Below are 25,227 nucleotides of genomic sequence, written 5' to 3'. Positions count from 1 at the left end.
GCGGCACCGTAACACAGGCCGCGCCAAGCCCAAGGCTTTCGACGCGCCCCGCCGCTCCTAGAGGGAGCTGACGAGCGCGACGGCCGCCAGGGCCAGGCCCACCATGGCCAGCACCGCCCCGAAGACCATGCGGTCCCACTGGGCCTGGGTGACGGCGGAGTCCTCCGTGTCCTCGCCGGCCCGGAAGGCGTGGAGCACGTTCCAGAACATGCGGGCGCCCAGGCGGCGGTCGGTGCCCTGGCGGTCGCGGGGGTCGTCGTTCTGGAGGGGGCGCCCCTGGGCGTCCCGGCGCACGAAGGGGCCCGGCAGGTGCTGGTAGAGGCCGGGGGTGAGCGGGGCGGCCTGCTCGGAGTGGCGCACGTCGGGCGGGGGCTCCAGTTGGACGGCGTCCGCGCGCTCGCGGGCCTCCTCCGGCGTGGGCGCGTCCATCACCCACATCCCGGCCGCCACGCCGTTCTGCCCGGTGTGGGCGTCCTGGAGCTGGGCGAAGCCCTGGTCCTTGAGGGCCTGCTCGAAGGCGGCCCTGCCCTCTTCCGCGGGCGGGTGCCGCGCGGCGGCCTCCGCGTAGGCGGCGAAGAAGGCCCACAGGCGGGCCACCCGGTCCGACGAGGGCAGCGACGAGGGCCGCACCTGCGCGGACAGCAGCGCCGCGTCCGACGCGAAGCGCTTGCCCACCGCGAGGTGGCCCTCCAGGTCGTCCAGGTCGGAGGGAATGAGCGACTCCACGTCCAGCACCGGGCCGCGCGCCTCGCCCGCGCCCAGGTAGGGGCTGGCGGTGGTGGGGAGGGAGCCGGGCGTCCGGAAGCCGTCGGCGCCCTTGCGCCGGGGAGTCTGGGCGGCCGCGCCGGGGGACTCGAAGCCCGTGCCGGCGTCCGCGCGGGGGGCGCGCGTCGTGCCCTGGGGGCCCCGGTTGGGCACGCCGACGCGGACCGAACGGGGGCCCACGTCGCCCCCCTCCAGGGAGGCGCCGGCCTCCGTCCCTTCACCGCCGGGGAGGCCGGGCTCGCCGGGCTCACTTCCAGGCTCCAGCGGCGCGCCGCCGTCGGCCTCGGGGGGCAGCCCCACGGGCGGAGCGCCGATGCGGGTGCGGTCACCGGGCGAGGTGGTGGGGGTGGAGGTCTCCATCCCGTCATCGCGGAACGGAGACGCCGGCGACGGGCTCGCGGGCGCCGAGGGGCCACCGCCGGAGCGGGGCCCACCAGGGCCGGAGGGACCTCCTGCGCGGGGGCCGCGGATGTCGCCGACGTTTCCCATCACGGGGGATTCTCGCACAACGAGAAGCCCGAGTTGCATGGGGGGCTACTCCCCCTCGTGCTCCACCTCCACGGGGGTCGTCATCCCGTTGGCATCCAGACGGACGCGGTACACGGCGTTGAGGCCGTCCCCGTCCGTGTCCGCGCGGACGAAGCAGGACACCTCCGGCTCCCCCACGGGGCTCTCCTCCACCCGCACCTCGTACTGGAGGTGGACGGTGGGGCCGGGGTCGAAGCCGATGCGGCGGAAGTCCTCGTGGTCCTTCGGGAAGGGCACGGCCTCGCCGTGCCGGGGCACGGGGACGGGAGCGGGCGCGACGGACACGTAGTCGCCGTGCTCGTCGCGGAAGCCCTGCACCGCGTCGCACAGGGCCAGCACCTGGACGCGGGCCTCGGTGGCCACCTGCTCCGGCGGCACGGTCCGGGAGGCCTTCATCGCGGGCAACCGGACGATGAACAGGCCGGTGGCGGCCATCGCCGCGAAGACGGTGACGGCGATGCCCGTGCGCACCGCCGTGTTGCGCGGGCGCGCGGGGCCGGGCTCCCCAGGTTCCGGAGCCGCCGCCATCAGGCCCACTCCCGGGGGTTGCGCAGCACCTCCACCAGCCGGGCCTCGGGCGTGCCGGGCTCCGGGTGGTGGTCGTAGCGCCAGCGCACGCGCGGCGGCAGCGACATGAGGATGGACTCCGTGCGCCCCTGCGTCTCCAGGCCGAAGATGGTGCCCCGGTCGTAGACGAGGTTGAACTCCACGTAGCGGCCCCGGCGCACCTCCTGCCAGAAGCGCTGCGCCTCCGTCACCGGCGTGTCCTTGTGCTTGCGCGCGATGGGCAGGTACGCGGGGATGAAGCTGTTGCCGCACGCCTGCACGAACGCGAACTCGCGCTCCAGGTCCCCGCCCATGTTCTCGAAGAAGAGGCCGCCCACGCCGCGCGCCTCGCCCCGGTGGCGCAGGTGGAAGTAGTGGTCACACGCGGCCTTGAAGCGCGGGTAGTACGTGGGGTCGTGCGCGTCACACGCGGCCTTGTGCACGCGGTGGAAGTGGGCCGCGTCCGCGTCGTCCAGGTAGTACGGCGTCAGGTCCGCGCCGCCGCCGAACCACGCGCGCGCGCCCTGGTGGATGAAGCGGTAGTTGGCGTGCACGGTGGGCACATGCGGGCTCCTGGGGTGCAGCACCAGCGACAGGCCGCCGGCCCAGAAGGAGCGCCCCTCGCCCTGGAGCTTCTTCGCGAAGGCCTCTTCCAGCTCGCCGTGGACGATGGAGATGTTGACGCCCGCCTTCTCCAGGACGGCGCCCTCCTCCAGCACGCGGCTGCGGCCACCCCCACCGCCGGGGCGGCTCCACGCGTCCTCGCGGAAGCGGCCCTGGCCGTCCAGCTCCTCCAGGGCTCCGCAGATGTCGTCCTGGAGCTTCTGGATGAAGGCGGCCATGCGCCCCTTCAAACCCTCCACGTCCACCGTCGCCGTCATGCCCGTTGTCTCCCTGTCTCGGGTTGAACGGGCGGAAACACTACTAGGGGCCCTGGGCGGACGGGGCCTCGAAGTCCACGGGGGGCGTGGATGGCGCCAGGTTGCCCGCCGCGTCGAAGGCCTCGATGCGCGCGCGGTAGCTGCGCCCGTCCTCCAGGGAGAACGCCCCGCCACAGGCCTCATGGCCCAGATAAGCCGTGTTGCCCTGCACGGGCAGCAGGTACTGCTGCGGCGAGAGGCCCAGCCGCCGCGGCGACAGCTTCACCACCAGGAAGGCGGGGCTCTCCTCGCGCAGCGCCAGGTTGAGCTTCACGAAGCGCGCGATGCCCTGGGGCGAGCGGCGCACGAAGCCCTCCGACACGGCGGGGCGCTTCACCCACTTGGGGGCCTTGGCGTCCGGTCCCTTGCCGCTCAGCCATGACGGCTGCGCGCCCACCTGGCCGTTGAGGAGGGCGATGTTGGGGAGCACCTCCTGCAGGTTCAGGAAGTAGCGCTTGTCCGGCTGCATCGGCTCCGCCAGCTTGAGGATGACGGTGGCGCGGCCCAGGGAGCTCTCCCAGCCCTTGGTGACCTTGAGCTTCACCTCGTGGTCGGTGGAGACCAGCTTCAGCGGCTTGCCCACCAGCCCCAGCACCGGCGACTTCGCGGTGCCCACGCCTTCCAGCAGGATGCGCATGTTGGTGGGGACGATGCCGCCGGGCGCGGGATACAACTGCACTCCGTCCCCGGTGCACTGGGCGGAGGCGTTGACGGCGGACAGCAGGGCAGCGGCGAACACGAGGGCGCGGAACACGATGCCGCGCAGTGTGCGCCGGGAACGGCCGCGAGGGAAAGTCCCGGACGGCCCGCGCACTTTCAGTGCCGGGGGCCTTCGTCCTCGCCCAGGGTGATGGCGCCGAAGCGGGCCTCGTAGCGCTGCACGTTCTCCTGGAGGGCCTTCAAGAGCCGCTTGGCGTGGCGCGGGCTGGTGATGACGCGCGAGCGGACGCGGGCCAGGGGCTGCTGCGGCTGGACATAGAGGAAGTCCAACACGAACTCCGAGTCCGTGTGGTTCACCAGGACCAGGTTGCTGTACTGGCCATTGGCCACCTCTTCGGTCATCTGCACCTGGAGCTGCACTTCAGGAGGCTTCGTCGGAGTGTCGGCCATGAATCAGGCGGCATAGCGCCTGGGGCCCGCCGTGGCCAGTGTCCTCCCGGTGAGCACGCGCTGGCGGGACATCGACGGGGAGTCCACCGCGCCCTTCGCCCTGGGGCGGGGGCCGGACGCCTGCCTGCTCCTGCACGGCTTCACCGGCAGCCCGTGGGAGGTGCGCCCCCTGGGTGAGGCCCTGGCCGCGCGCGGGATGCGCGTGGTGGCACCCCGGCTTCCGGGCCACGGCACCACGCCGGAGGCGATGCTGGACGTGGACTTCCGCGACTGGCAGGCCTGCGCGGACGAGGCGCTGGCGTCGCTCTCCGGGCACCGGCGCGTGTTCGTCGCCGGACTGTCCATGGGCGCGCTCCTGGCGCTGCGGCTGGCCGCGCATCAGCCGGAGGCGGTGCACGCGCTCGTGCTGGTGGCGCCCGCGGTGCGCTTCCGGGGCGCGCGCATGGCGCTGGTGCGCCAGTTGTGCCGCACGCCGCTGCTGGAGTGGACCACGCCGTGGGTGGACAAGGGCGGCACGGACATCTCCGACCCCGCCGCGCTGGCGCAGGCGCCGGTGCTGCCCGTGTTCCCGGTGGCCCGGCTGCGCGACCTGTGCCGGCTGCAGGACCTGGCGCTGTCGGACGCGCCCCGGGTGCGCTGTCCGGTGCTGGTGGCCACCGCGGACCAGGACCACGTGGTGGATCCGGAGGGCGGGCGCTGGCTCGCGCGGCGGATGAAGGCGTCTCCCGCGGTGCGGCACGTGGCGTACCCGGAGGGCTTCCACATCATCCCGCGCGACGTGTGCGGGGCGCGGCTCGCCCGGGAGGTGGGGGACTTCCTCCAGCCGTGGCGCGAGGAGGAGGACCTCAGGAGCTGGCCGGTTCGAGCGGAGGGGCCAGGCGCGCCACCGCCGTGAGCAGCTCCACCGCGTCCAGCGGCTTGGTGACGAAGGCGCTGAAGCCCGCGCGCAGGGCGCGGTCGCGGTCCTCGCGGCGCGCGGCGGCGGTGACGGCGAGCGCGGGCACGCCGCCTCCGGACTCCCAGGGCAGCGCGCGCAGCCGGTACAGGAGCGAGTAGCCGTCCTCGCCAGCCAGCGTCACGTCCGTCACCAGCACGGTGGGCGGGGAGCGGCGCACTTCGTCCATGGCGTCGGTGACGTTGGTGGCGGTGAGCACGTGCGCGCCCACGCGGGTGAGCAGCACGGACATCCACTCGCGCGCGTCCGGCTGGCCATCCACCACCAGCACGCGCTGGCCCTCCAGCTCCGGGAAGCGCGGCAGCGTCAGGCCCTCCACGGGGCGCGGCTCGCGCGAGGACCCCGGGGCCGTGCCCACGCGCGAGCGGGGCAGCACGACGGTGAAGGTGGCGCCCCTCCCCGGCCCGTCGCTGGCGGCCGTCACGGCGCCGCCGTGCAGCTCCACCAGGTGCCGCACGATGGACAGGCCCAGGCCCAGGCCTCCGTGCTGGCGGCTCACGCCGGTGTCCGCCTGCTGGAAGCGCTGGAAGAGGAAGGGCAGGAAGTCAGGCGGGATGCCCTCGCCGTCGTCGCGCACCACCAGCTCCGCGCCCTCGTCGCGCGTGCGCGCGGACACCGTCACGTGGCCGCCGGGCGGGGTGAACTTGATGGCGTTGGAGAGCAGGTTCCACACCACCTGCTGCAAGCGGTCCGGGTCGCCGAACAGCGGCACGCCGTCCTCGTCCACGGAGACATGCAGCGTCAGCTCGCGCGCGAGCGCCGTGGGCCTGACGGCGTCCAGCGCCGCCTCCACCACGCTGCCCAGCTCCAGCGGCACCGGCTCCAGGCGCAGGCGTCCGTTGGCGATGCGGCTGATGTCGAGCAGGTCCTCGATGAGCTGTCTTTGCGCGCGGGCGTTGCGCTCGATGGCCTCCACCGCGCGCTGGCGCTTGTCCTCGCCCAGCAGGCCCTGCCGCAGCATCTGCGACCAGCCGAGGATGGACGTGAGCGGCGTGCGCAGCTCATGGGACACCGTGGCGAGGAACGCGTCCTTGGCGCGGCTGGCGGCCTCCGCGGCGCTCCGGGCCGCGCGCTCCTCGTCGTACAGGCGCGCCCGGTCCAACGCCTGCGCGCACAGGCGGCCCACCGTCAGCAGGAAGGCGCGCTCCGGCCCGTCGAAGTCGCGCGCGTCGCCGAAGCCCAGGCCCAGCGCGCCGAACACGCGCCCGCCGCTCACCAGCGGCACGCACGCCCACGCCGCCAGGGTCCGCTCGCGGGACAACTGCGCCAGCCTGGGGTAGCGCGCCATGCACTCCGTCCACGAGCCCAGCGCGCAGGGCTCGCGGGTGCGCGTCACGTCCGTGAGGGGACAGGTCGCGGAGACCTCGAAGCGCTGCCAGCCCTCCAACTCCCCGGGAGAGAAGCCGTGCGCGGCGGCGCGCTCGAAGACGTCCAGGGCCGCCCCCGTGGGCACCACCACCAGGCCGGTGAGGGCCCCCATGGCGAGGGCGCCTTCGCGCGCGGCCACCTCCACCACCTGCGCGGGGGTGAGCGCCTCGGAGAGCGCGGCGGTCATCGCCTGGAGGCGCTCGGTGCGCCAGGCCGCGGTGGTCCACGCGGCGCGGCGGGTGCGCACGAGCTCCGTCACGTCCACCGCGAAGGCGAGCACGCCCTCCACCCGCCCCTGGGCGTCGCGTCGCGGCAGCAGGGACAGGTTGAAGAAGCGCTCCTCGTCGGCGGGGCGCGCGCGGGCGGAGGCCTCGCGCAGGTGCAGGGGTTCTCCGGTGGCGAAGACGCGGTCCCAGGCGTCGTGCCAGCCGGGGCCCTCCAGTTGGGGGCAGGCCTCGCGCAGGGGGATGCCCACCTGGCCTCGCGCGTCGAGCAGCGGCAGGCGCGTGGCGGTGCTGAACTCGATGTGGTGGCCGGGGCCGCGGTAGAGGCCGAAGAAGGCAGGGAGCTGCTGAAGCAGCTCATGCAGCGGCGGGGGCACACCGCCGGACGCCGCGACCCACCCGGCCTGGGCTTCGTTCATGTGTGGCCCCCCCTACCCCGGCGGAAGGCAAGGCCTCCGGCGAGAAGAGGCGGCCATCAAACACCGGGACATGCCGGCACGCACGAAAAGCAACCCGGCCTACCTGTCAGGTGTCATGGGCTGAGCGCTCCCTGGCGCTGCTGGCGTCCAGTAGCGGGCATCCCTGCCGGTCGTGCGGGGAAACGCTCCCGGACGTCGGGCATCGGCTATGTCGGATGCCCGGCATGCCCTCCTCTCCTCCCGATTCGCGGCCCCTCGTCGAACTGCGCGCCGTCACCAAGTCCTACGCGGAAGGCGACTCCGTGCGCGAGGTGCTCTCCGGCACGTCGCTCGCCCTGTACCGGGGCGAGTTCGTGGTGCTGCTGGGCCGCAGCGGCTCCGGCAAGTCCACGCTGCTCAACCTCATCAGCGGCATCGACCAGGCGACGCACGGCGAAATCCTCGTGGAGGACCGCGACCTGGGGCGCATGCCGGAGCGGGACCGCACGCTGCTGCGCCGCGAGCGCATCGGCTTCATCTTCCAGGCGTTCAACCTGCTGCCCACGCTGACGGTGGAGGAGAACGTGCGGCTGCCGCTGGAGCTGCTGGGCCGCTCGGCCGCGGAGGCCGGCGCGCGGGCGCGGGAGCTGCTGACGCGCGTGGGCCTGGGGACGCGCGCGAACAGCTTCCCGGACCGGCTCTCCGGCGGAGAGCAGCAGCGCGTGGCGGTGGCGCGAGCGCTGGCCCACGCCCCGCCGCTGCTCCTGGCGGACGAGCCCACGGGCAACCTGGACGAGGAGACGGGCGGCCAGGTGCTGGACCTGCTGGAGGGGCTCACGCGGCAGGGCAACGCCTGCGCGCTCATCGTCACGCACGAGCCCGCCATGGCGGAGCGCGCGGACCGCGTGCTGACGCTGGAGCACGGGCGGCTGGTGGACCGCCCCGGCGGCGCGCGCGGACGGGGGGCGACGCCATGAGGGCGCTGCTCGCGCGCTCCAGCCTGCGGCACCTGGGCGGGCACCCGTGGCTCACGGCGCTGTCGCTGCTGGGCATCGCGATGGGCGTGGCGGTGGTGGTGTCCATCGACCTGGCGAGCGGCAGCGCGCTGCGCGCCTTCGAGCAGTCCACGGACGTCGTCGCGGGCCGCGCCACGCACCAAATCACCGGCGGCACGTCCGGCCTGCCGGAGGGTGTCTACACGGCGCTGAAGCTGCGGCCGGACGCACCGGACGCGGCGCCCGTGGTGCAGGGCTTCGTGCAGGTGGAGGGCGGCAACCACCGCACGCTCACGCTGCTGGGGTTGGATCCCTTCGCGGAGGCCCCCTTCCGGGACTTCTCCACGGGCGGCGCGGTGGGGGACGTGGGCGCGCTGCTCACGCGGCCGGGCACGGTGGTGATGGGCGCGAAGACGGCGCGGAGCCTGGGCGTGAAGGCCGGGGACACGCTGCCGGTGACGGTGACGGGGCTTCGCCGGGAGCTGCGCGTGTCGGCGCTGCTGACGCCTTCGCGGGAGACGACGGAGCGCGCGCTGGAGTCGCTGCTCATCGCGGACATCTCCACCGCGCAGGAGGTGCTGGGCCTGGAGGGCCGGCTGACGCGCGTGGACCTGCGCCTGAAGGGCGGAGAGGCGCAGGCCTCGGCGCTCAGGGCCACGCTGCCGCCGGGCGCGGAGCTGGTCCAGACGTCCGGGCGCGCGGGCACGGTGGAGCAGATGACGCGGGCGTTCCGCACCAACCTCACCGCGCTGTCGCTGCTGGCGCTCGTGGTGGGGATGTTCCTCATCTACAACACGATGACGTTCTCCGTGGTGCAGCGGCGCGGGATGCTGGGCCGGCTGCGCGCGGTGGGCGTGACGCGCGGCGAGCTGTTCGCGGTGGTGCTGGGCGAAGCCCTGCTGCTGGGCATCGTGGGCACCGCGGCGGGGCTGCTCCTGGGCATCCTGATGGCCAGCGGCCTGGTGGGCCTCATCACCCGCACCATCAACGACCTGTACTTCGTGGTGAACGTGCGGCGCCTGTCCCTGGAGCCATTCACGCTGATCAAGGGCCTGAGCCTGGGCCTGGGCGCGACGGTGCTGGCGGCGCTGGTGCCCGCGTGGGAGGCGGCGCGGGCGGCACCGGTGACGGCGCTGCGGCGCTCGACGGTGGAGGACGTGTCCCGCGACCGGGCGCCCCGGCTGGCGGTGCTGGGGCTGCTCATCCTGGCCCTCTCGACGGCGGTGCTCGCGTGGCCCACGCAGGCGCTGCTGCCGGCGTACGCGGGGCTCTTCGGCGTGCTGCTGGGCAGCGCGCTCCTGGTGCCGTGGGTGACGGAGAAGCTGACGGTGGCGGCGGCCCGGCCGCTGGGCGCGATTTTCGGTCCCCTGGGGCGCATGGCGGCGCGAGGCGTGACGGCGAGCCTGTCGCGCACGGCGGTGGCGCTGGCGGCGCTGATGGTCGCGGTGGCGACGACGGTGGGCGTGGGCCTGATGGTGTCCAGCTTCCGCGGCACGGTGGCGGCGTGGCTGGAGTCCGCGTTGCAGGCGGACGTGTTCGTGTCACCGCCGTCGCTGGTGGCGCGGCGCGGGGACTCGTCGCTGGTGCCGGGGCTCGCGGAGAAGCTGCGGTCCACGCCGGGGGTCGAGGCGAGCGGCTCCATCCGCGTCATCCACGTGCGCGTCAACGACGTGGACACCGACCTGCTGGCGGTGGACTTCGCGAAGGGCCACGAGCGGACGTACCGCTTCAAGGAAGGGCGCGCGGAGGACGTGTGGCGGCGGTTGGACGCGTCACCGGACGCGCTCATCGTGTCGGAGCCCTTCGCGTTCCACCGGAACGTGCACGCGGGCGACACGCTGCGCGTGGCCACGGACAAGGGGCCGCACGACTTCCACGTGGCGGGCGTGTACTTCGACTATGGCTCGGACGTGGGGACGGTGCTGATGCCGCGCGCCACGTACGAGCACTGGTACGAGGACCGGGGCGTGACGGGCCTGTCCCTCTTCGCCGCGCCCGGACAGGACGTGGACGAGCTGGTGGCCCGCGTGCGCGACCGCGCGGGCGGGGAGCAGGCGCTGAACGTGCGCGCGAACCGGGCGCTGCGGCAGGCGTCGATGGAGGTGTTCGACCGGACCTTCACCATCACGCAGGTGCTGCGCCTGCTGGCCATTGGCGTCGCGTTCGTGGGCGTGCTGAGCGCGCTGATGTCGTTGCAACTGGAGCGGGCGCGCGAGTTCGCGGTGCTGCGCGCGACGGGGCTCACGCCGGGACAACTGTGGGGCATGGTGTCGTTGCAGACAGGGCTGTTGGGGCTGCTCGCGGGGCTGTTCTCCGTGCCGCTGGGTTTGGCGTTGGCCTACGTGCTGGTGCACGTCATCAACCAGCGCTCGTTCGGGTGGACGTTGCAGTTGGTGGTGGCGCCGGGCGTGGTGGGACAGGCGCTGGTGCTGGCGCTGGTGGCGGCGGCGCTCGCGGGGCTGTACCCGGCGTGGCGCATGGCGCGCGCGAACCCGGCCATGGCGCTGCGGGAGGAGTGAGGCATGGGGCGGGGACTCGTCATCGGGGTGGTGGTGGTGCTGGCCGCGCTGGGCGTGGCGGTGGGCGTGGTGCTGCGGGACACGGAGGACACCGGCCCCGCGAACGCGGGCGGCATGACGGTCGCGTCCGCGATGGGCGGGGACGGCGGCACGGAGGGCTTCGCGCGCGCGATGGAGCCCCGGCCCTTCCACTTCCCGGAGGACCACGGCCCCCACCCCGACTTCCGCACCGAGTGGTGGTACTGGACGGGAAACCTGGAGACGCAGGACGGGCGCGCCTTCGGCTACCAGTTCACGCTGTTCCGCAGCGCGCTGTCGCCGGAGCAGCCCCAGCGTGAGTCCGGCTGGGGCACGCGGCAGGTGTTCATGGGGCACTTCACGCTGACGGACGTGAGCGCCGGCAGGTTCCACGTCACCGAGCGCTTCAGCCGCGCGGCGCAGGGGCTGGCGGGCGCGGACGGGGCGCCCTTCCATGTCTGGCTTCAGGATTGGGACGTGCGCGGCGAAGGCACGAACGGCGGCACGTGGCCCATGCACCTGCGCGCGCAGGGCGACGGCGTGACGCTGGAGCTGACGCTGGATGAAGGCAAGCCGCCGGTGCTCCAGGGTGACAAGGGTTTGAGCCAGAAGGGCCCGGAGCGGGGCAACGCTTCCTACTACTACTCGATGCCACGCATGCCTTCGCGGGGCACGGTGTCGGTGGACGGGCAGACGGTGCAGGTGAAGGGGGAGAGCTGGATGGACCGCGAGTGGAGCACCAGCGCGCTGAGCGGCGACCAGGTGGGCTGGGACTGGTTCGCGCTCCAGCTCTCCGACGGCAGCGAGCTGATGCTCTACCAACTGCGCAAGAAGGACGGGTCCAAGGACGCCTTCAGCGCGGGCACGTACGTCCCCACGACGGGCGAGGCCGTGCACCTGGGCGCCGAGGACATGAAGCTGGAGCCCCGGGACACCTGGAAGAGCCCGCGCGGCGGCGAGTACCCGGCGGGCTGGCGCGTCCAGGTCCCCAAGGTGTCATTGGCGCTGACGGTGACGCCGAAGCTGCCGGACCAGGAGCTGCCGGTGCTGGTGCGCTACTGGGAGGGCGCGGTGACGGTGGACGGCACTCGCGAGGGCCAGCCCGTGCAGGGGCGCGGCTACCTGGAGATGACGGGCTACGCGGACGCGCCCCGGAGCGACGAGACCGTGCGCAGCCGCACGCCGTGACTCAGCCGCGGGCGGCGCGCTTCACCTGGAGGTCGTGGGCCTCCTTGAGGTACGGGCGCAGCAGGCGGAGCGTTTCGTGGCTGGGGTTGAGCACGCTCAGCCAGAACATGCGCGCGTAGGTCGGGTGCGGCAGGAGCACGTCCAGGTCCGCGTAGTCCACGTTCGGGTCGGGCTCCGGGAACAGCTTCTGGAAGCTCTCCTTGCTCAAGCCCAGGTTCAGCCGGAACACGCCATCGCGGTCCAGCTCCGAGTGGTGGTCGAGCTCCGTGTCCCGCGTGACGATGGTCGCGAAGGGGAACTTCCGCTCGTCCCCGGCGAAGAAGAAGAGGTCCGGCGTGCTGGTGTCCATGTGCACGTCCCTGAACGCATCCCGGATGTACGCCGCCAAGGCCTCCAGGCTGATGGCTCCCGTCATGACGTCCTCCCCTGAGGTCGAACCGTGCGTGACTTAGCACGCACGGCGCAACCTCGGGGGAGGGTCCGCGGACGAGGCTACTGGGACCAGTAGCACTCCAGCGACTCACGCGCGGACTTGCCAATGAGTTCACAGTTCTCGAAGCGGGCGCGCGCGTCTCCCTCGAGCCCCTGCCGATACTGGTCCGCGAAGCGCCGGAAGTAGCCGTCCGGCAGCGCCTTCGAGTCGAGCCGGAAGGTGGCGGCGGGTGTCCGCTCGAACTCCAGTCGGAATCCGATGCCTCGGCCAGCGACGAGCTGCCGGATGCTGGACTCCTCGGTGACAGACTCCGCCACCATCTCGTTGAGCAGGCTCGACAAGGCCACCGTGCCGTCGCTCCCGGTGCGGCCCTTGCGCTGCGCCGACCCCATGACGACGCTCCATTGCAGCGGCGCCTTGAGGGTGAAGGAGCGATCCTCGCAACGCTCCGTGCGCACATCCTCCACCTCGCCGGTGACGACCTCGACCTGTCTGACGTCCTTGTCGGTGAGCGCCGTCACCAGGGGATAGATGGCCGCGGCCGACAGCCCTATCCCGAGCGCCGAGGAGAGGCCATCGTCTTCCTCCTCGTCGGAGGAGCCTCCCGACTGAGACATCAGCACGAGACCACCGCCGAGCATCGCGACGCCCAGAATGAGCGAGCCCATGGGCGGGCCCTCCTTCGTGTCGATGCGCTTGCGGCTGAACTCGGTGGAGACTTCAGTGCAGGTGTTGCGCTCCACGACGACGCTGCCCACGTAGGACGGGTCCACATTCGTCCGCAGCGTGTCCGTGTGCTTCTCGCCGAGCGAGGACTCCCGCAGGCGCTCGCCACGGACATACTCGGAGGAGGTGGTGCAGCCCGCCTGGGTGAGCAGCAGCGCCACGAGCCCCGTGACCATTCCCCTAGAAGAGACGGTTGCGCGCATCTTCCATTGCTCCACAAAGCCGCGAGTAGTGCTCCAGCGCCCGCTCCAGACGGAGGCTCTTGTCCTCGTCCGTCCGGCGGCCGCTGATGAAGTCCGTCACCGACGTCACGGTGAGGTCGACGTAGGGCAGGCTCTGGAACTTGCCGGTCGGCTCCGCGCAGTAGCGGTTCTCCGGGCCACACTTGCGGAACATCGAATACGTGCCGGTGTGCTTCTGTTTCACGCGCAGCCGCAAGGTCGCGTCCTTGCCGTTGTCGAGCCGGATGACCTCGATGGGGAGCAACAGCCCACGCAGGTCGACGATCTCCGTGCGCTCCCGGGGCTTGTCGAGCACCATGATGCGGCAGTCCTTCACGGTGACGTGCACCTCCGAGTCATTCCATGCCTCGATGTGCTCGCGCAGCCACTCCTCCGTCTGCGCCGCGGTCGGGTCCACCTTGCGCACCTGGGCGGGAGCTTCGGGGGGCGGCGTCTTCTCCGCTGCGAGCCCCCCCGCCGAGGTCAACAGCATCAGGGAAAACGACCACAGACAATGTTTAGAATGTCGCACATTGGAACGCTGCCATGCCCCGGCGTTCGACAGCAACACCTTGTTGATTCAAGCCCCGGCCCCGCCGGGGCCTCCGCCGCCACGGCAAGGCCGGTGCCGGCGTGCCGTGTACAGCCAGCGGGCCCGGGGGCTTAGATTGCCGGTCCCATGAACGTCCTCGTCACCGGGGCCACCGGCCTCATCGGCAACGCCATCGCGCAGCGGCTCGTGAAGCAGGGCGCCTCCGTCCGCGCGCTCGTGCGGGACGTGGCCCGCGCCGCGAAGCTGCTCCCGGACTCCGTGAAGCTCATCCAGGGTGACGTCACGTCCCCGGGCACCCTGCCCGCCGCGATGCAGGACGTGGAGCGCGTCTTCCACGCCGCGGGCATGCCGGAGCAGTGGCAGCGGGACGACTCCATCTTCGACCGCGTGAACCGCCAGGGCAGCGTCAACGTCCTGTCCGCCGCGCACGCCGCGAGGGTGCGCCGCGTGGTCTACACGTCCACCATGGATGTCTTCGCCGCGCCCCGGGGCGGCGAGCTGACCGAGGCGAACCTCGACCCGCACCCCAAGCCCACCGCCTACGAGCGCTCCAAGCAGGACGCCGAGCGCGCCGTGGAGGCCATCCGCCAGCAGGGCCTGGACGTCGTCTACGTCAACCCCGCCGCCGTCTACGGCCCCAGCCCCGTGCACGTGGGGCTCAACTCCTTCTTCATCCAACTGCTCAACAAGAAGGCCCCGCTGCTGCCGCCGGGCGGCATGTCCGTGGTCTACGTGGACGGCTGCACCGACGTGCACCTCGCCGCCGCCGAACGCGGCGTCAACGGCGAGCGCTACCTCGTCTCCGACCAGTACGTCAGCAACGCGGACCTCGCGCTCGCCATCCACCAGGCCGCGGGGGCCGGCAAGCCGCCCGCCGTCGCGCCCGTCTTCCTGATGGAGGCCCTGGCCCGCGTGTCCGCGCCGCTCGCGCGCGTGTTCCCCTTCACGCCGCTCGTCGCGCCCGGCCAACTGTCCTTCATGCGCTGGGAGGCCCACGTGAACGCGGCCAGGGCCCAGCGGGAGCTGGCCTTCCGCCCCACCCCGCTCGCGGAGGGCGTGGCCCGCACCGTCGCCTTCCTGCGGGAACAGGGACTCGTCCCGCGCGCCTGAAAAGAACATGGGGGGCCGCCCCACAGGGATGACGGCCCCCCACGCGTGCCGCGACTGCCTACCGCAATCCGAGCGTCTCGCGCGCCCCTGTGCCCTCCCGCGCGTTGACCGTGATGGAGCCCCGGGGCGCCGGAGGTGCGCCCATCTGGATGGGAATCTGGAGACGCTCGTCCGCCCCCGGCGCTCCCCCCCCACCCGCCCGCCTGCCCTCCGGCCCGGGACACGGGCTTTCGTGCCTCCTGTTCGACATGGGGTGTCGACACACGGCGTAAGGCCCACCTTTCAACGCACGCACGTCCTTCTCGGGTCCGACCCCCGTCGAGGCCGCTCGGCCCCGTAACCCTCACCACGGAGTGACACCATGGCATTGCTATCCAACCTGCTGGGCGCGCTGGGCGCGTCGCGACGGAGCGTCTTCAAGGGCAGTGGCTGGAACCGCGGACGCAGCGCCTACGGCCGCCGTCCCCTCGGCTACGGGTACCGGGGACGCCGCTCCTCCGGCGCGGGCGGCTCGCTGGGCCGGATGATCCTCGCGGGCCTGGGCGCCTACGGCCTGCGCCGCTACTTCAACAACCGCTCACGGGCCACGGGTTACTGAAAGCGGGCGCCGCGCGCGGCAGCGCCGGGAAGTACCGTGGACTTCCCCCGGCAAGGCGCGCCGCCGCGGCACCCCCACGCGGGCACGGGAGCGTTCCACGGACTGCTCCCGGTGCCTGACATCCCCGCACGCGCCGTGGGTGCGGGCGCCTCCGCTTGGGGTAGGGTCCCCTTCCGTGTCCGGCCACTGGCCGACGAAAGAGGCTCCGCACGCATGGCGAAGGCGAAATACGTCCTGGCGCTGGACCAGGGCACCACGGGGACCCACGTCTCCATCCTCGATACCCGGTTGCAGGTGGTGGGCCGCTCCTACAAGGAGCTGACCCAGCACTTCCCCAAGCCGTCGTGGGTGGAGCACGACCTGATCGACATCTGGAACACCAGCGAGTGGTGCATCGCCCGCGCCCTCAAGGACGCCGGCCTCACCGGCCGCGACATCGCCGTGGTGGGCATCACCAACCAGCGCGAGACGACGGGCCTCTGGGACCGCGAGACCTCCGAGCCCCTGGCCCGCGCCATCGTCTGGCAGGACCGCCGCACCGCGGACATCTGTCAGCGGCTCAAGGCCGAGGGCGTGGAGCCCCGCGTGCGGGAGGTGACGGGCCTGGTGCTGGACCCCTACTTCTCCGGCACCAAGCTCACCTGGCTCTTCCAGCACCTCAAGGGCGCGAAGAAGCGCGCCGAGAAGGGCGACGTGTGCTTCGGCACCATGGACTCGTGGCTCGTCCACAAGCTCACCGGCGGCGTCGCCCACGTCACGGACGTGTCCAACGCCAGCCGCACGCTGCTCATGGACCTGCGCACGCTCAACTGGGATGACGAGCTGTGCTCGCTGCTGGGCGTGCCGCGCGCGTGCCTGCCGGAGATTCGCGGCAACGCGGAGGTGTACGGCACCACGCGCGGCATGCGCAGCCTGCCGGACGGCATCCTCGTCGCGGGCATGGCGGGCGACCAGCAGGCGGCCCTCTTCGGGCAGGCGTGCTTCGAGCCCGGCGAGTCCAAGTGCACCTACGGCACCGGCGCCTTCCTGCTCATGAACACCGGCACCCAGCCGGTGCGCTCCACCGCGGGGCTGCTCACCACGGTGGCGTGGAAGCTGGGCAACACCACGCACTACGCGCTGGAGGGCAGTTCCTTCATCGCGGGCGCCGCCGTGCAGTGGCTGCGCGACGGCCTCAAGGTCATCAAGAAGGCCCCGGACGTGGAGGCGCTGGCCGCCAGCGTGAAGGACTCCGGCGACGTCGTCTTCGTCCCGGCGCTCGCGGGCCTGGGCGCGCCGCACTGGCGCCCGGAGGCGCGCGGCCTGTTCGCCGGCATCGACCGCTCCACCACCGTGGCGCACCTGGCGCGCGCGACGCTGGAGGGCGTGGCCCTTCAAATCCACGACCTGGCGGAGGCCATGCGCCGCGACAGCGGGCGGGACATCCCCGTCTTCAAGGCGGACGGCGGCGCCGCGGCCAACAACCTGCTCATGCAGTACCAGGCGGACCTGCTGGGCGTGCCGGTGGTCCGCCCGCGCAACCTGGAGACCACGTCCCTGGGCGCGGCCTTCCTGGGCGGCCTGGGCGCGGGCGTGTGGACCAGCCCGGACGCCATCCGCCGCGCGTGGAAGGCGGACCGGACCTTCAAGCCGAAGATGAAGCCGGAGGTGCGCGCGCGCCACCTGGAAAAGTGGAAGCAGGCGGTTTCTCGCGCGTGAAGTGACACAGGGGAGCCCGGCGCATTGAACGCGCCGGGGCTTCCATCGGGCGGGGGAGCGGGTAGAACGGCCGCCATGGCCTACGACCGCACGTTGCTCTCCCCGGATGCGCTCCAGACCTTCCTCACCCAGCACCCCGCCTGGACGCACGAGGGCGGGATGATCCGCCGCACCTACGAAGCGCCCTCGTTCCTGGAGGGCATCGCCTTCGTGGAGCGCGTGGCGAAGGCCGCGGAGGCCGCGGACCACCACCCGGACATCGACATCCGGTGGCGTAAGGTGACGCTGGCGCTGGTGACGCACGACGCGGGCGGCCTCACGTCCCGCGACACCGCCCTGGCGGCGGAGGCGGACCGCCTCTTCAGCGAAGGGACCTCCGTCCGGTGATTCACGGCGTGCGTGGCACCCTGGCGGCCCTGGCGTGCGCGGTGTCCCTCGCCGCGCTCCCGGCCCTGGCCCAGGACGACGCTCCCACGGAGCCCCGTCCGGAACGTCTGTATTTCAACTCCGGCGCGCTCTTGGGGTCGGCGCGCGTGGTGGGCCTGGGCGGCGCCTACGTGGGCATCGCGGAGGGCGCCGCGGGCGTGTCCAGCAACCTGGCCGCCCTGGCCCAGCGCAGCCCGTCGCTGGAGCGCGACTGGGACCTGGGCGTCACCCTGTCCTGGCTGGACCTGCCCTTCACCGGCACCAAGCGCCGGGACGTGGACAACGACGGCCTGGCGGACGAATCCGTGGACAGCCGCCAGCTCCTGGGCGCGCTGATGCTGCAATACAAGCGCTTCGGCATCGGCTTTCTCTGGCGCAACAGCCGCACGGGCTACTGCCTCACCCTGGGCTGCCGGGGCGAGGGCGAGAAGCTGCGCGTCTCCCTCACGCAGTCCACGCTCGCGGGCTCCATCGCCTTCGGCCAGGACGACTTCATCCTGTCGCTGGGCATCTTCTCCGCGCAGGCCAGCTTCAGCGAGCTGGGCGACCAGTCCTGGCGCTACGGCGACACCGGCGTGGCGGTGGACATGCTCTTCCGTCCGCACGGGCGGCCCTACCGCATTGGCGTGGCGGTGCGCCCGGAGGTGGTGGCGGGCTGGCGCCGCGACGACGGTCAGAGCCCCTTCATCGCGGGCCGCCAAATCTACGCGGCCGTGGTGTCACCCGCGGTGCTGTCCCTGGGCGCGAGCTGGCGGCTGGGCGAAGGCGCGCACCGCTACAACCGGCTGTCCCCCGCGGCGCGGCGGCAGCTCCAGGTGGACGGAGACGCACTGCCGGTGCCGGACGAGGAACCCCGCGACGCGCTGGCCGGCCGGTGGCTCATCACCGCGCAGGTGGACCTCATCTCCAGCGTGAGCAACGCGGTGGCGTCGCGCTCGCTGGCCACCACCGCGGAGCCGCAGCCCGTGGGCGACACCGCCACCTTCCAGCCGCGCCTGGGCGCGGAGTGGGACACCTTCCCGGGCCTCTTGCGCCTGCGCGCGGGCACGTGGCTGGAGCCGTCCCCCTTCCAGGACCGCAACCCCCGGCCGCACCTCACCGGCGGCTTCGAGCTGTTCGTGCTGCGCTACTGGGAGGACTGGTCCATCACCGCGTCGTTCGACCTGGCGAGCCGCTACTCCAACTGGGGCGTCTCCATCGGCTTCTGGCGGTAGTGTCTGGCTTTGCGCCGCGTGGGTAACGCGAGCACCTTCGTGGGTGCTCGCGTCGCCCCTCCACGGCGCCCCGAACCCCACGCGTGCGCTCCACGCGCCCTCCGGCAGCGGGCGGCCGAGCAACCTTCCGTGCCGTATTTGCCGGGGTGGGATGGCGTGCGAACCCTGCCGTACACGGAGGGGATTCCATGTATCTGGGGCGGGGGTGGCGCCGGACTGTCGTGGGCGCGACGGTGCTGGGTTTCGCGTTTGGCGGAGGGTGGGGGTGCGGAGGCGGGGCGGAGACGCCCGATCCGGACACCTGCCAGGATTCGAAGATGGGGTGCCCGCCCTCGGAGCAGCCCTCCGTTCCGGGCGAGGTTCCCCCGCCGGGGAGCGGCACGCAGACGCCGCCGGGCAATCAGAACCCGCAGACACCACCGCCTCCGGCCAACCCGCCGGAGAAGGTGCCGCCCGCGTCGGGGGCCACGCTGTGGCTCGCGAAGGAGGGCGCCGCGCAGGACGACCTGGCGCTGGACCTGGCGGTGGACGCCACGGGCGACCTCTTCACCGCCGCCGTGCACGGCTACGACGACCTGGACGCGCGCACGCCCACGGATGACGCCGTGGAGCTGGTGCTCACGCGGCGCTCCGGCGCGGGGCAGACGCTGTGGACGCACGCGTACGACGTGCGCGTGGACGCCGTGCCCGAAGCGCTGCGCGCGGACGTGCATGTCCGCGTGGCGGCGGACGGCGCGGGCGGCATGCTCCTGGCCGGCAACCTCCAGGGCACGGTGGACCTGGGCACGGGGAAGTTCGCGGACGGCGCCTTCGTCGCGAGGCTGTCCCCGGACGGCGCGACGCTCTGGGCGTACCGGGTGCCCGGTGAGCTGACGGTGAAGGACGTGGCGGCGGACGCCGAAGGGAGGCTGTACGTGGCCTATACCGCGCCGGGCCGCGTGGACCTGGGCAACGACGTGAAGGGAGCCTCGGCCGGCGTGGCGGTGTTCGCGGCGGACGGCGCCGCGGAGCGCGCCTTCGCCGTGGGCAGCGCGGAGTCCGAGGGCGCCAGCGCCGAGCCCCTGTCCCTGGCCCCCGGCGCGGACGGCAGCGTGGCGGTGGCGGGGCGCTACACGGGCACCGTGCGCTTCGGCACCAACGTCACCCAGGGCTCCAGCGCGGGCAGCCCGTTCGTGGCGCTGTACCGGCGGAACGGCGCGCTCGGCTGGGCGAAGGTGCGGCCCGGCGTGAAGGGGAGCGCCCGGGACGTGAGCCGCGACGCCGCCGGGGACGTGGTGGCGGGCGGCGACTTCCAGGGCGGCTTCACCTGGGCGGGCGCGACGCTGAAGGGCGCCGCCAGCCCCAGCCCCTTCGTGGTGGTGACGGGCGCGGACGGCACCGAGCGCTGGGCGCGCGACCTGGGCGTGGACGCGTCCGTGCAGGGCGTGGCCCTCCACTCCACCGGCGAGGTGCTGGTGGTGGGCTACACGTACTCGTGGCTGGAGAACGGCGCCACGGGCACGGACGGCCTGGGGTCCGCGCAGCTCTTCACCCAGCGCTTCGACCCCACGGGCCAGCCGCTGGCCTCGCGCCTGTTCCTGGCCCCCGCGCCGGAGGCTCGCGGCGAGCTGTACGGCGTGGAGGCGGTGCCGGCGGTGACGTTGATGCCGGACGGCGACGCGGTGCTGTTCGGCCACACCGACCGCGTCACGGACTTCGGCGTGGACAAGCTCAGGCCCACGCGCGGCGACGTCTTCCTGGTGCGCGTGAAGTACTGAGCGCCGCCCGCTACCGCGGCTGGGCGCCCGCGCTTCCAGTGGCGGGCGCTCCGGCGGGCCGCAGCGCGTTCTGGCCCAGGCGTGAGAAGTTGATGGAGTTGCTCAGGATGCGCACAGCCTCCTGGTCCGCGTGGAAGCCCATGGAGTTCTCCGCCTCCACGAAGTCCAGGTAGAACTGGGCGCGCTTCTGCAGGTCGCGCGCCCTGGCCAGGGACTCCTCGGGCGCCCCCGCCTTCTGCGCGCGCTCCAGGTCGTGGATGAGGTCCACCAGCGCGTCCATGGCGATGTTGCGCGTCTGGAAGGTGCGCGTCTGGAGGGTCTCCGCCCGCTCGAGCAGCTCCGCCTCGCTCCACTTGTGGCACGTCTGGCAGGCGCGGTTGATGTTGAGCAGCGGGCTGCGCACGTGGTGGTCGCTGATCTTCATCGCCCCCTCGCGCTGGTAGGGCATGTGGCAGTCCGCGCACGCCACGCCGCTCTTCGCGTGGATGCCCTGGTTGTACAGCTCGAACTCGGGGTGCTGCGCCTTGAGGACCTTCGCGCCGGTGAGCGCGTGGATCCAGTCGGCGTGCCCGTCCTCGTCGTAGTAGGCCATGATCTGATCGATGTTGATGCCCTTGGCCCAGGGGTACGTGAGGCGCTTCTCCTTGCCCTTGAAGTAGTACTCGACGTGGCACTGGCCGCACACGTACGTGCGCATCTCCTGGCGGGTCGCGTCCCGGTTCACCTGGAAGTCCGCCACGCCCTGGCTGGCCTTGAGCGCGGCGATGCCTTCGATGAAGCCGGGGCGCGTGACGCGCAGTTGCATCGTGGAGGGCTCGTGGCAGTCGATGCAGGCCACCGGGTGCTCCACGAGCTTGCGCGCTTCCGCGAAGGGCATTGGGTTCATCTTCTCGAAGCCCTTGATGAGGTCCCCGTCGCCCAGCTTCTTGTAGGGCACGTACACGCTGCCGTGGCAGTGGATGCAGGTGCCCGGCTGCTGCGTCACCTGCTGCCGCTGGGTGAAGGTCTGGTCATCCAGCATGTACGCGTGGCCGCGCTCCTCGCGGAAGTCCGTGGCGAAGGCGTAGCCGCTCCACATCGTGACCAGGCGGGGGTCCTCCTCCAGCCGGCTCTGCGCCACCACCGAGCGGGGATCCGCCTGGGTGGGCGTGCGCGCCACCGCCTCGCTCCCACCGTAGCGGGTGCGCTTCTGGTCCACCGTGCGCCGGTAGCCGTCGTACTGCAGCGGGAAGTTCTTCCCCCACACGGCGGGGTCCGTGATGGTGTCGTCGAGCTCCACCACCCGGTAGAAGGGGCTCTTCGCCTCCTGCTTGCGCTCCATGATGTTGACCAGGAGGGCGGTGACGCCCGCCGAGGCCAGCGCCGCCGCGACCGCGACGGCCACCACGAGCCGGATGCCGCTGAAGCGCCGGCGCTTCTCCGGAGCCTTCTCGGGCTCGGTCATCGTGCAATCTCCTTACGGATGAGCTCGGGGTTCCCCGACCCTTCGGGGTGGCCCACGGAGTTGTGGCAGGTGAGGCACTGGAGCTGCTCGCCGGGGTCCACCCGCGCGTGGCCCGTGGGCGGCGTCTCGATGGCCTCCACGATGGAGGCGTGGCACTTGCGGCACGCGCCCTCCGTCACCTCGCGGTTGCCCGGGCGCAGGCGGATGGGGTCCGGGAAGGTGCCGGTGGTGAAGTAGAAGGAGTGCCAGAAGCCGTTGCTCGCCTTCGTGTAGTACTTGGGGACGAAGCCCGCGGGCGTGTGGCAGTCATTGCAGGTGGCCACCGCGTGGTGGCTGCTCTTGCGCCAGCCGTCGTACTGCTCATTCATGATGTGGCAGTTGGCGCAGGCGGCCGGGTCGTCCCGCAGGTAGGACGCGCCCTTCGCGTACGCGAAGGTGAAGCCGCCAAGGCCGACCATCACTCCGATGGCGGTCCCGAGGATCACGGCCAGCACGGTGCGGGAGGCGAAGGGCACGTGGGTCACCCTACCCGGCGCCGCGCCCCTTGGAGGGAGAATGTTCCAGGACCTCCACCGCGCGACAGCGCACGGTGCCCCCAAAGACAAACGGGCCCGGCGCGCTGAAGGCACCGGGCCCGTCCATGCTTCACGGCGGGGAACGCCTCAGCCGCCGAGCGCCACGTTCTCCAGCACGCCCAGCGCGTCCGGGACGAGCACGGCGGCGGAGTAATAGGTGCTCACCAGGTAGTTCGTGATGGCCTGGTCGTTCACGGACATCCGCTTCACGGTGAGGCTGGGCTCCACCTCGTCGGGGATGCCCGCGTTGTGCAGGCCCACCACGCCCTGGTCGTCCTGACCGGTGCGCATGGCGAGGATGGAGGTGGTGTTCTCCCGGCTGATGGGCAGCTTGTCGCACGGGAGGATGGGCACCCCGCGCCACGCCTGGAACTTCGCCCCGCCCACGTCCACCACCGTCGGGTACAGGCCGCGCTTGTTGCACTCCCGGCCGAACGCGGCGATGGCGCGCGGGTGGGCCAGGAAGTAGCGCGTCTTGCGGCGGCGCGACACCAGCTCATCCATGTCGTCCGGCGTCGGCGGACCGGAGCGGGTGTTGATGCGCTGCTTGAGGTCGGCGTTGTGCAGCAGGCCGAACTCCGGGTTGTTGATGAGCTCCCACTCCTTGCGCTCCTTCAGCGCCTCGATGGTCAGCCGCAGTTGCTCCGCGGTCTGGTTCATGGGGTCGTTGAAGACGTCCGACACGCGGGTGTGCACGCGCAGGATGGTCTGCGCCACGCTCAGCTCGTACTCGCGCGGCTTCAGCTCGTAGTCCACGAAGGTGCCGGGCAACACGGGCTCGCCGTGATGGCCCGCGGCCAGCGCGATGGCGGCCTGCCCCGCCTTGTCCTGGGGCTTCTTGAGGTTCGCCCGGTAGCGCTCCACGTGGGCCTTCAGCGCCGGGGACTGGGTGATGAGGGACTCGAACACGTCCTGGGGCAGCGCCATCACCGTGCAGGCCGTGACGGCCTTGACGGTGAAGGGCCACACGTCGTTCGACTCCACCACCGCCTGGTCGCCGAAGTGGTCGCCGTCCGCCAGCGTGTCCAGCACGACGGGGTCGCCGTACTTGCCGGCCGTCAGCTTCTGCGCCTTGCCGTGCGCCAGCAGGAACACGTGCTCGGCGGACTTCCCCGCCTCCACGATGGTGTCCCCGGCCTTGTACTGCTGCTGGGTGAAGCGGCCGGCCAGGGTGCGGATGAGCAGGTCATCCACGTCCTGGAAGCCCCGCATCAGCGGCAGCTTGAGCAGCTCCTGGGGGATGACCTCCACCTTGACGCCGATGTTGCTGAAGTTCAGCCGGTCGTCGCCCACGGTGTACGTCAGCCGCCGGTTCACGCGGTACGTGCCGCCGGACACCTGCACCCAGGGCAGGATGCCCAGCAGGTAGCGGGGCGAGATGCCCTGCATCACCGGCTGCGTCTTGGTCGTCGTCGCGAGCTGGCGCGCACCCGCCGTGCTGAGGCTGGTGCCCTCGTGCGCCGCTACGTCCTTCTGTGAGTTCGCCATGGAAGAATCTCCGGGTCGCGCGGGGGGACTACGAGCGGCCCAGCTCCACGCTCTCCAGGATGCCCAGCGCGTCCGGCGTCAGCACCGCCGCGGAGAAGTACGCCGTCACCAGGTAGTTCATGATGGCCTTCTCGTTGATGCCCATGAACCGCACGTTGAGGCTGGGTTCAATCTCGTCCGGGATGCCCGCCTGGTGCAGCCCCACGACGCCCTGGTTCTTCTCACCCGCGCGCATCAGCATGATGGACGTGGTGCGCGACTCGGAGACGGGGATCTTGTTGCAGGACACGATGGGGACGCCGCGCCACGCGGGCACGTGGTTCCCGTTCATCTCCACGCTGGTGGGGTAGATGCCCCGCTTGTTGCACTCCTGCCCGAACGCGGCGATGGCGCGCGGGTGGGCCAGGAAGAACGACGGCTCCTTCCACACCGTGGCCAGCAGCTCGTCCATGTCGTCCGGCGTGGGCGCGCCGGAGCGGGTGTGGATGCGCTGCTTCAGGTCCGCGTTGTGCAGCAGGCCGAACTCGCGGTTGTTGATGAGCTCGTGCTCCTTGCGCTCCTTCAGCGCCTCCACGGTCAGCCGCAACTGCTGCTGCGTCTGGTTCATGGGGTCGTTGAAGAGGTCCGCGACGCGCGTGTGGATCTGCAGCACGGTCTGCGCCACGGCCAGCTCGTACTCGCGCGGGTGCGTCTCGTAGTCCACGAAGGTGCCGGGGAGCACCGGCTCGCCGTGGTGGCCGGCGGCCAGCTCGATGGCCTTCTGGCCGGACGTGTCCTGCTTCTTCTTGGAGCGGGCCTTGAAGCCCTCGATGTGCTTCTGCAGCGACGGGACCTGCGCCACCACCGCCTCGAAGGCGGACTGCTGGAGGATGAGCGCGATGACCGGCGTCACGGCCTTGGCCGTGAACTGCCAGTAGTCCTGCGACTCCAGCAGCGCCTGGTAGCTGTAGTGGTCGCCGTCCGCCAGCGTCTCCAGCACCAGCGGCTCGCCGTACTTGCCGGTGCCGATGCGGTTCACCTTGCCGTGGGCGATGAGGACGATGGAGTCCGCCTCCTTGCCGGCCTCGGTGATGACCTCACCGGCCTTGTACTCCTTCTGCACGAAGCGGTTGGCCAGCGCCGTCAGCGCCTCCACGTCCTCGTAGCCGCGCAGCAGGGGCAGCTCGCCCAGCTCCTGGGGAATCACCTGCACCTTGGCGCCGGTGCTGGTGAAGGTGACGCGGCCGTCACCCACGGCGTAGGTCATGCGGCGGTTGACGCGGTACGTTCCGCCGGACACCTGCACCCACGGCAGCAGCTTGAGCAGCCACCGCGAGGAGATGCCCTGCATCTGCGGCTCGGACTTGGTCGTCGTCGCCAGTTGACGCGCCGCCTGCGTGCCAAGGCTCTGGTTGTTGTCGTCGAACTTCTTCAGGTCGTTGGACATGGGGCCACCTTCTCCAGGTTGGGG

General features: G+C 72.0%; 23 protein-coding genes. 10 read left to right on the top strand and 13 right to left on the bottom strand.

Annotation, left to right across the window (positions count from 1 at the left end):
* Nucleotides 1–57: 57 nt before the first annotated feature.
* The 5 genes from K8556_RS16165 to K8556_RS16145 all read right to left on the bottom strand — a co-directional run bounded on the left by K8556_RS16165 (nucleotide 58) and on the right by K8556_RS16145 (nucleotide 3,869).
* Entirely contained in the window at nucleotides 58–1,125 is a 1,068-nt protein-coding gene (locus K8556_RS16165) for an Immediate early protein ICP0 (protein ID WP_223740972.1), read from the bottom strand.
* A gap of 174 nt (nucleotides 1,126–1,299) precedes the next feature.
* Entirely contained in the window at nucleotides 1,300–1,821 is a 522-nt protein-coding gene (locus K8556_RS16160) for a hypothetical protein (RefSeq protein ID WP_223740971.1), read from the bottom strand.
* Nucleotides 1,821–2,720: an oxygen-dependent coproporphyrinogen oxidase gene (gene hemF, locus K8556_RS16155; protein WP_223740970.1), complete on the bottom strand. Its 900-nt coding sequence runs from the start codon at nucleotides 2,718–2,720 to the stop codon at nucleotides 1,821–1,823. The genes K8556_RS16160 and hemF overlap by 1 nt, the downstream gene beginning before the upstream one ends.
* Before the next feature lie 43 nt (nucleotides 2,721–2,763).
* The gene (locus K8556_RS16150; RefSeq protein WP_370639936.1) at nucleotides 2,764–3,516 is read right to left on the bottom strand and encodes a hypothetical protein; all 753 of its coding nucleotides are present in this window, start codon (nucleotides 3,514–3,516) and stop codon (nucleotides 2,764–2,766) included.
* A gap of 59 nt (nucleotides 3,517–3,575) precedes the next feature.
* On the bottom strand, nucleotides 3,576–3,869 hold the full coding sequence (locus K8556_RS16145; RefSeq protein ID WP_223740968.1) for a DUF3467 domain-containing protein: 294 nt from the start codon (nucleotides 3,867–3,869) through the stop codon (nucleotides 3,576–3,578).
* A gap of 70 nt (nucleotides 3,870–3,939) precedes the next feature.
* Here K8556_RS16145 and K8556_RS16140 point away from each other — a divergent pair, with 70 nt between their 5' ends.
* On the top strand, nucleotides 3,940–4,764 hold the full coding sequence (locus K8556_RS16140) for an alpha/beta fold hydrolase (RefSeq protein ID WP_223741082.1): 825 nt from the start codon (nucleotides 3,940–3,942) through the stop codon (nucleotides 4,762–4,764).
* Here K8556_RS16140 and K8556_RS16135 read toward each other — a convergent pair.
* Nucleotides 4,715–6,835: an ATP-binding protein gene (locus K8556_RS16135; RefSeq protein WP_223740967.1), complete on the bottom strand. Its 2,121-nt coding sequence runs from the start codon at nucleotides 6,833–6,835 to the stop codon at nucleotides 4,715–4,717. The genes K8556_RS16140 and K8556_RS16135 overlap by 50 nt on opposite strands.
* Before the next feature lie 224 nt (nucleotides 6,836–7,059).
* On the opposite strand from K8556_RS16135, the gene K8556_RS16130 reads away from it, so the two are divergent.
* From K8556_RS16130 to K8556_RS16120, 3 genes are read left to right on the top strand one after another with little or no spacing between them, the layout of a single operon-like run.
* A complete protein-coding gene (locus K8556_RS16130; protein WP_223740966.1) occupies nucleotides 7,060–7,791 on the top strand; it encodes an ABC transporter ATP-binding protein in 732 nt (243 codons plus the stop codon).
* Nucleotides 7,788–10,328, top strand: coding sequence for an FtsX-like permease family protein (locus tag K8556_RS16125; protein WP_223740965.1), 2,541 nt, complete (start codon nucleotides 7,788–7,790; stop codon nucleotides 10,326–10,328). The genes K8556_RS16130 and K8556_RS16125 overlap by 4 nt, the downstream gene beginning before the upstream one ends.
* A 3-nt stretch (nucleotides 10,329–10,331) precedes the next feature.
* Nucleotides 10,332–11,534 carry a lipocalin-like domain-containing protein gene (locus K8556_RS16120; protein ID WP_223740964.1) on the top strand — a complete coding sequence of 401 codons (1,203 nt, stop codon included), beginning with the start codon at nucleotides 10,332–10,334 and terminating at the stop codon, nucleotides 11,532–11,534.
* Between the two features lies 1 nt (nucleotide 11,535).
* Here K8556_RS16120 and K8556_RS16115 read toward each other — a convergent pair whose 3' ends face one another.
* The 3 genes from K8556_RS16115 to K8556_RS16105 form a co-directional block, all read right to left on the bottom strand.
* Nucleotides 11,536–11,949: a DUF6194 family protein gene (locus K8556_RS16115; protein ID WP_223740963.1), complete on the bottom strand. Its 414-nt coding sequence runs from the start codon at nucleotides 11,947–11,949 to the stop codon at nucleotides 11,536–11,538.
* A 77-nt stretch (nucleotides 11,950–12,026) separates the two neighbouring features.
* A complete protein-coding gene (locus K8556_RS16110) occupies nucleotides 12,027–12,869 on the bottom strand; it encodes a hypothetical protein (protein ID WP_223740962.1) in 843 nt (280 codons plus the stop codon).
* Between the two features lie 4 nt (nucleotides 12,870–12,873).
* Nucleotides 12,874–13,407, bottom strand: a complete 534-nt coding sequence (locus tag K8556_RS16105) for a hypothetical protein (RefSeq protein ID WP_223740961.1) — start codon at nucleotides 13,405–13,407, stop codon at nucleotides 12,874–12,876.
* A gap of 186 nt (nucleotides 13,408–13,593) precedes the next feature.
* Here K8556_RS16105 and K8556_RS16100 point away from each other — a divergent pair, with 186 nt between their 5' ends.
* The 6 genes from K8556_RS16100 (at nucleotide 13,594) to K8556_RS16075 (ending at nucleotide 20,270) form a co-directional block, all read left to right on the top strand.
* Nucleotides 13,594–14,577 carry an SDR family NAD(P)-dependent oxidoreductase gene (locus K8556_RS16100; RefSeq protein ID WP_223740960.1) on the top strand — a complete coding sequence of 328 codons (984 nt, stop codon included), beginning with the start codon at nucleotides 13,594–13,596 and terminating at the stop codon, nucleotides 14,575–14,577.
* A 361-nt stretch (nucleotides 14,578–14,938) separates the two neighbouring features.
* A complete protein-coding gene (locus K8556_RS16095) occupies nucleotides 14,939–15,175 on the top strand; it encodes a hypothetical protein (protein ID WP_223740959.1) in 237 nt (78 codons plus the stop codon).
* Between the two features lie 213 nt (nucleotides 15,176–15,388).
* Nucleotides 15,389–16,873 carry a glycerol kinase GlpK gene (gene glpK, locus K8556_RS16090; RefSeq protein WP_223740958.1) on the top strand — a complete coding sequence of 495 codons (1,485 nt, stop codon included), beginning with the start codon at nucleotides 15,389–15,391 and terminating at the stop codon, nucleotides 16,871–16,873.
* A gap of 75 nt (nucleotides 16,874–16,948) precedes the next feature.
* Nucleotides 16,949–17,260, top strand: a complete 312-nt coding sequence (locus K8556_RS16085) for a 4a-hydroxytetrahydrobiopterin dehydratase (protein ID WP_223740957.1) — start codon at nucleotides 16,949–16,951, stop codon at nucleotides 17,258–17,260.
* 8 nt (nucleotides 17,261–17,268) lie between these two features.
* A complete protein-coding gene (locus K8556_RS16080) occupies nucleotides 17,269–18,513 on the top strand; it encodes a hypothetical protein (protein WP_223740956.1) in 1,245 nt (414 codons plus the stop codon).
* Nucleotides 18,514–18,830: 317 nt separating this feature from the next.
* Nucleotides 18,831–20,270 (top strand): hypothetical protein, encoded by a 1,440-nt coding sequence (locus K8556_RS16075; RefSeq protein ID WP_223740955.1) that lies wholly within the window; start codon nucleotides 18,831–18,833, stop codon nucleotides 20,268–20,270.
* A 10-nt stretch (nucleotides 20,271–20,280) separates the two neighbouring features.
* Here the strand turns inward: K8556_RS16075 and K8556_RS16070 are convergent, their stop codons facing one another.
* From K8556_RS16070 to K8556_RS16055, 4 genes are all read right to left on the bottom strand, one after another.
* Nucleotides 20,281–21,714 (bottom strand): ammonia-forming cytochrome c nitrite reductase subunit c552, encoded by a 1,434-nt coding sequence (locus K8556_RS16070; protein WP_223740954.1) that lies wholly within the window; start codon nucleotides 21,712–21,714, stop codon nucleotides 20,281–20,283.
* The gene (gene nrfH, locus K8556_RS16065; protein WP_223740953.1) at nucleotides 21,711–22,229 is read right to left on the bottom strand and encodes a cytochrome c nitrite reductase small subunit; all 519 of its coding nucleotides are present in this window, start codon (nucleotides 22,227–22,229) and stop codon (nucleotides 21,711–21,713) included. The genes K8556_RS16070 and nrfH overlap by 4 nt, the downstream gene beginning before the upstream one ends.
* 147 nt (nucleotides 22,230–22,376) lie before the next feature.
* Nucleotides 22,377–23,777, bottom strand: coding sequence for a family 2B encapsulin nanocompartment shell protein (locus tag K8556_RS16060; protein ID WP_223740952.1), 1,401 nt, complete (start codon nucleotides 23,775–23,777; stop codon nucleotides 22,377–22,379).
* Nucleotides 23,778–23,805: 28 nt separating this feature from the next.
* A complete protein-coding gene (locus K8556_RS16055) occupies nucleotides 23,806–25,203 on the bottom strand; it encodes a family 2B encapsulin nanocompartment shell protein (protein WP_223740951.1) in 1,398 nt (465 codons plus the stop codon).
* Between the last annotated feature and the right edge of the window lie 24 nt (nucleotides 25,204–25,227).

The organism is Corallococcus sp. AS-1-12, assembly GCF_020036995.1.
Classification (GTDB): domain Bacteria; phylum Myxococcota; class Myxococcia; order Myxococcales; family Myxococcaceae; genus Corallococcus.
The sequence above is the reverse complement of the archived record's forward strand: the minus strand, read 5'-3'. Positions and strand labels throughout refer to the sequence as shown.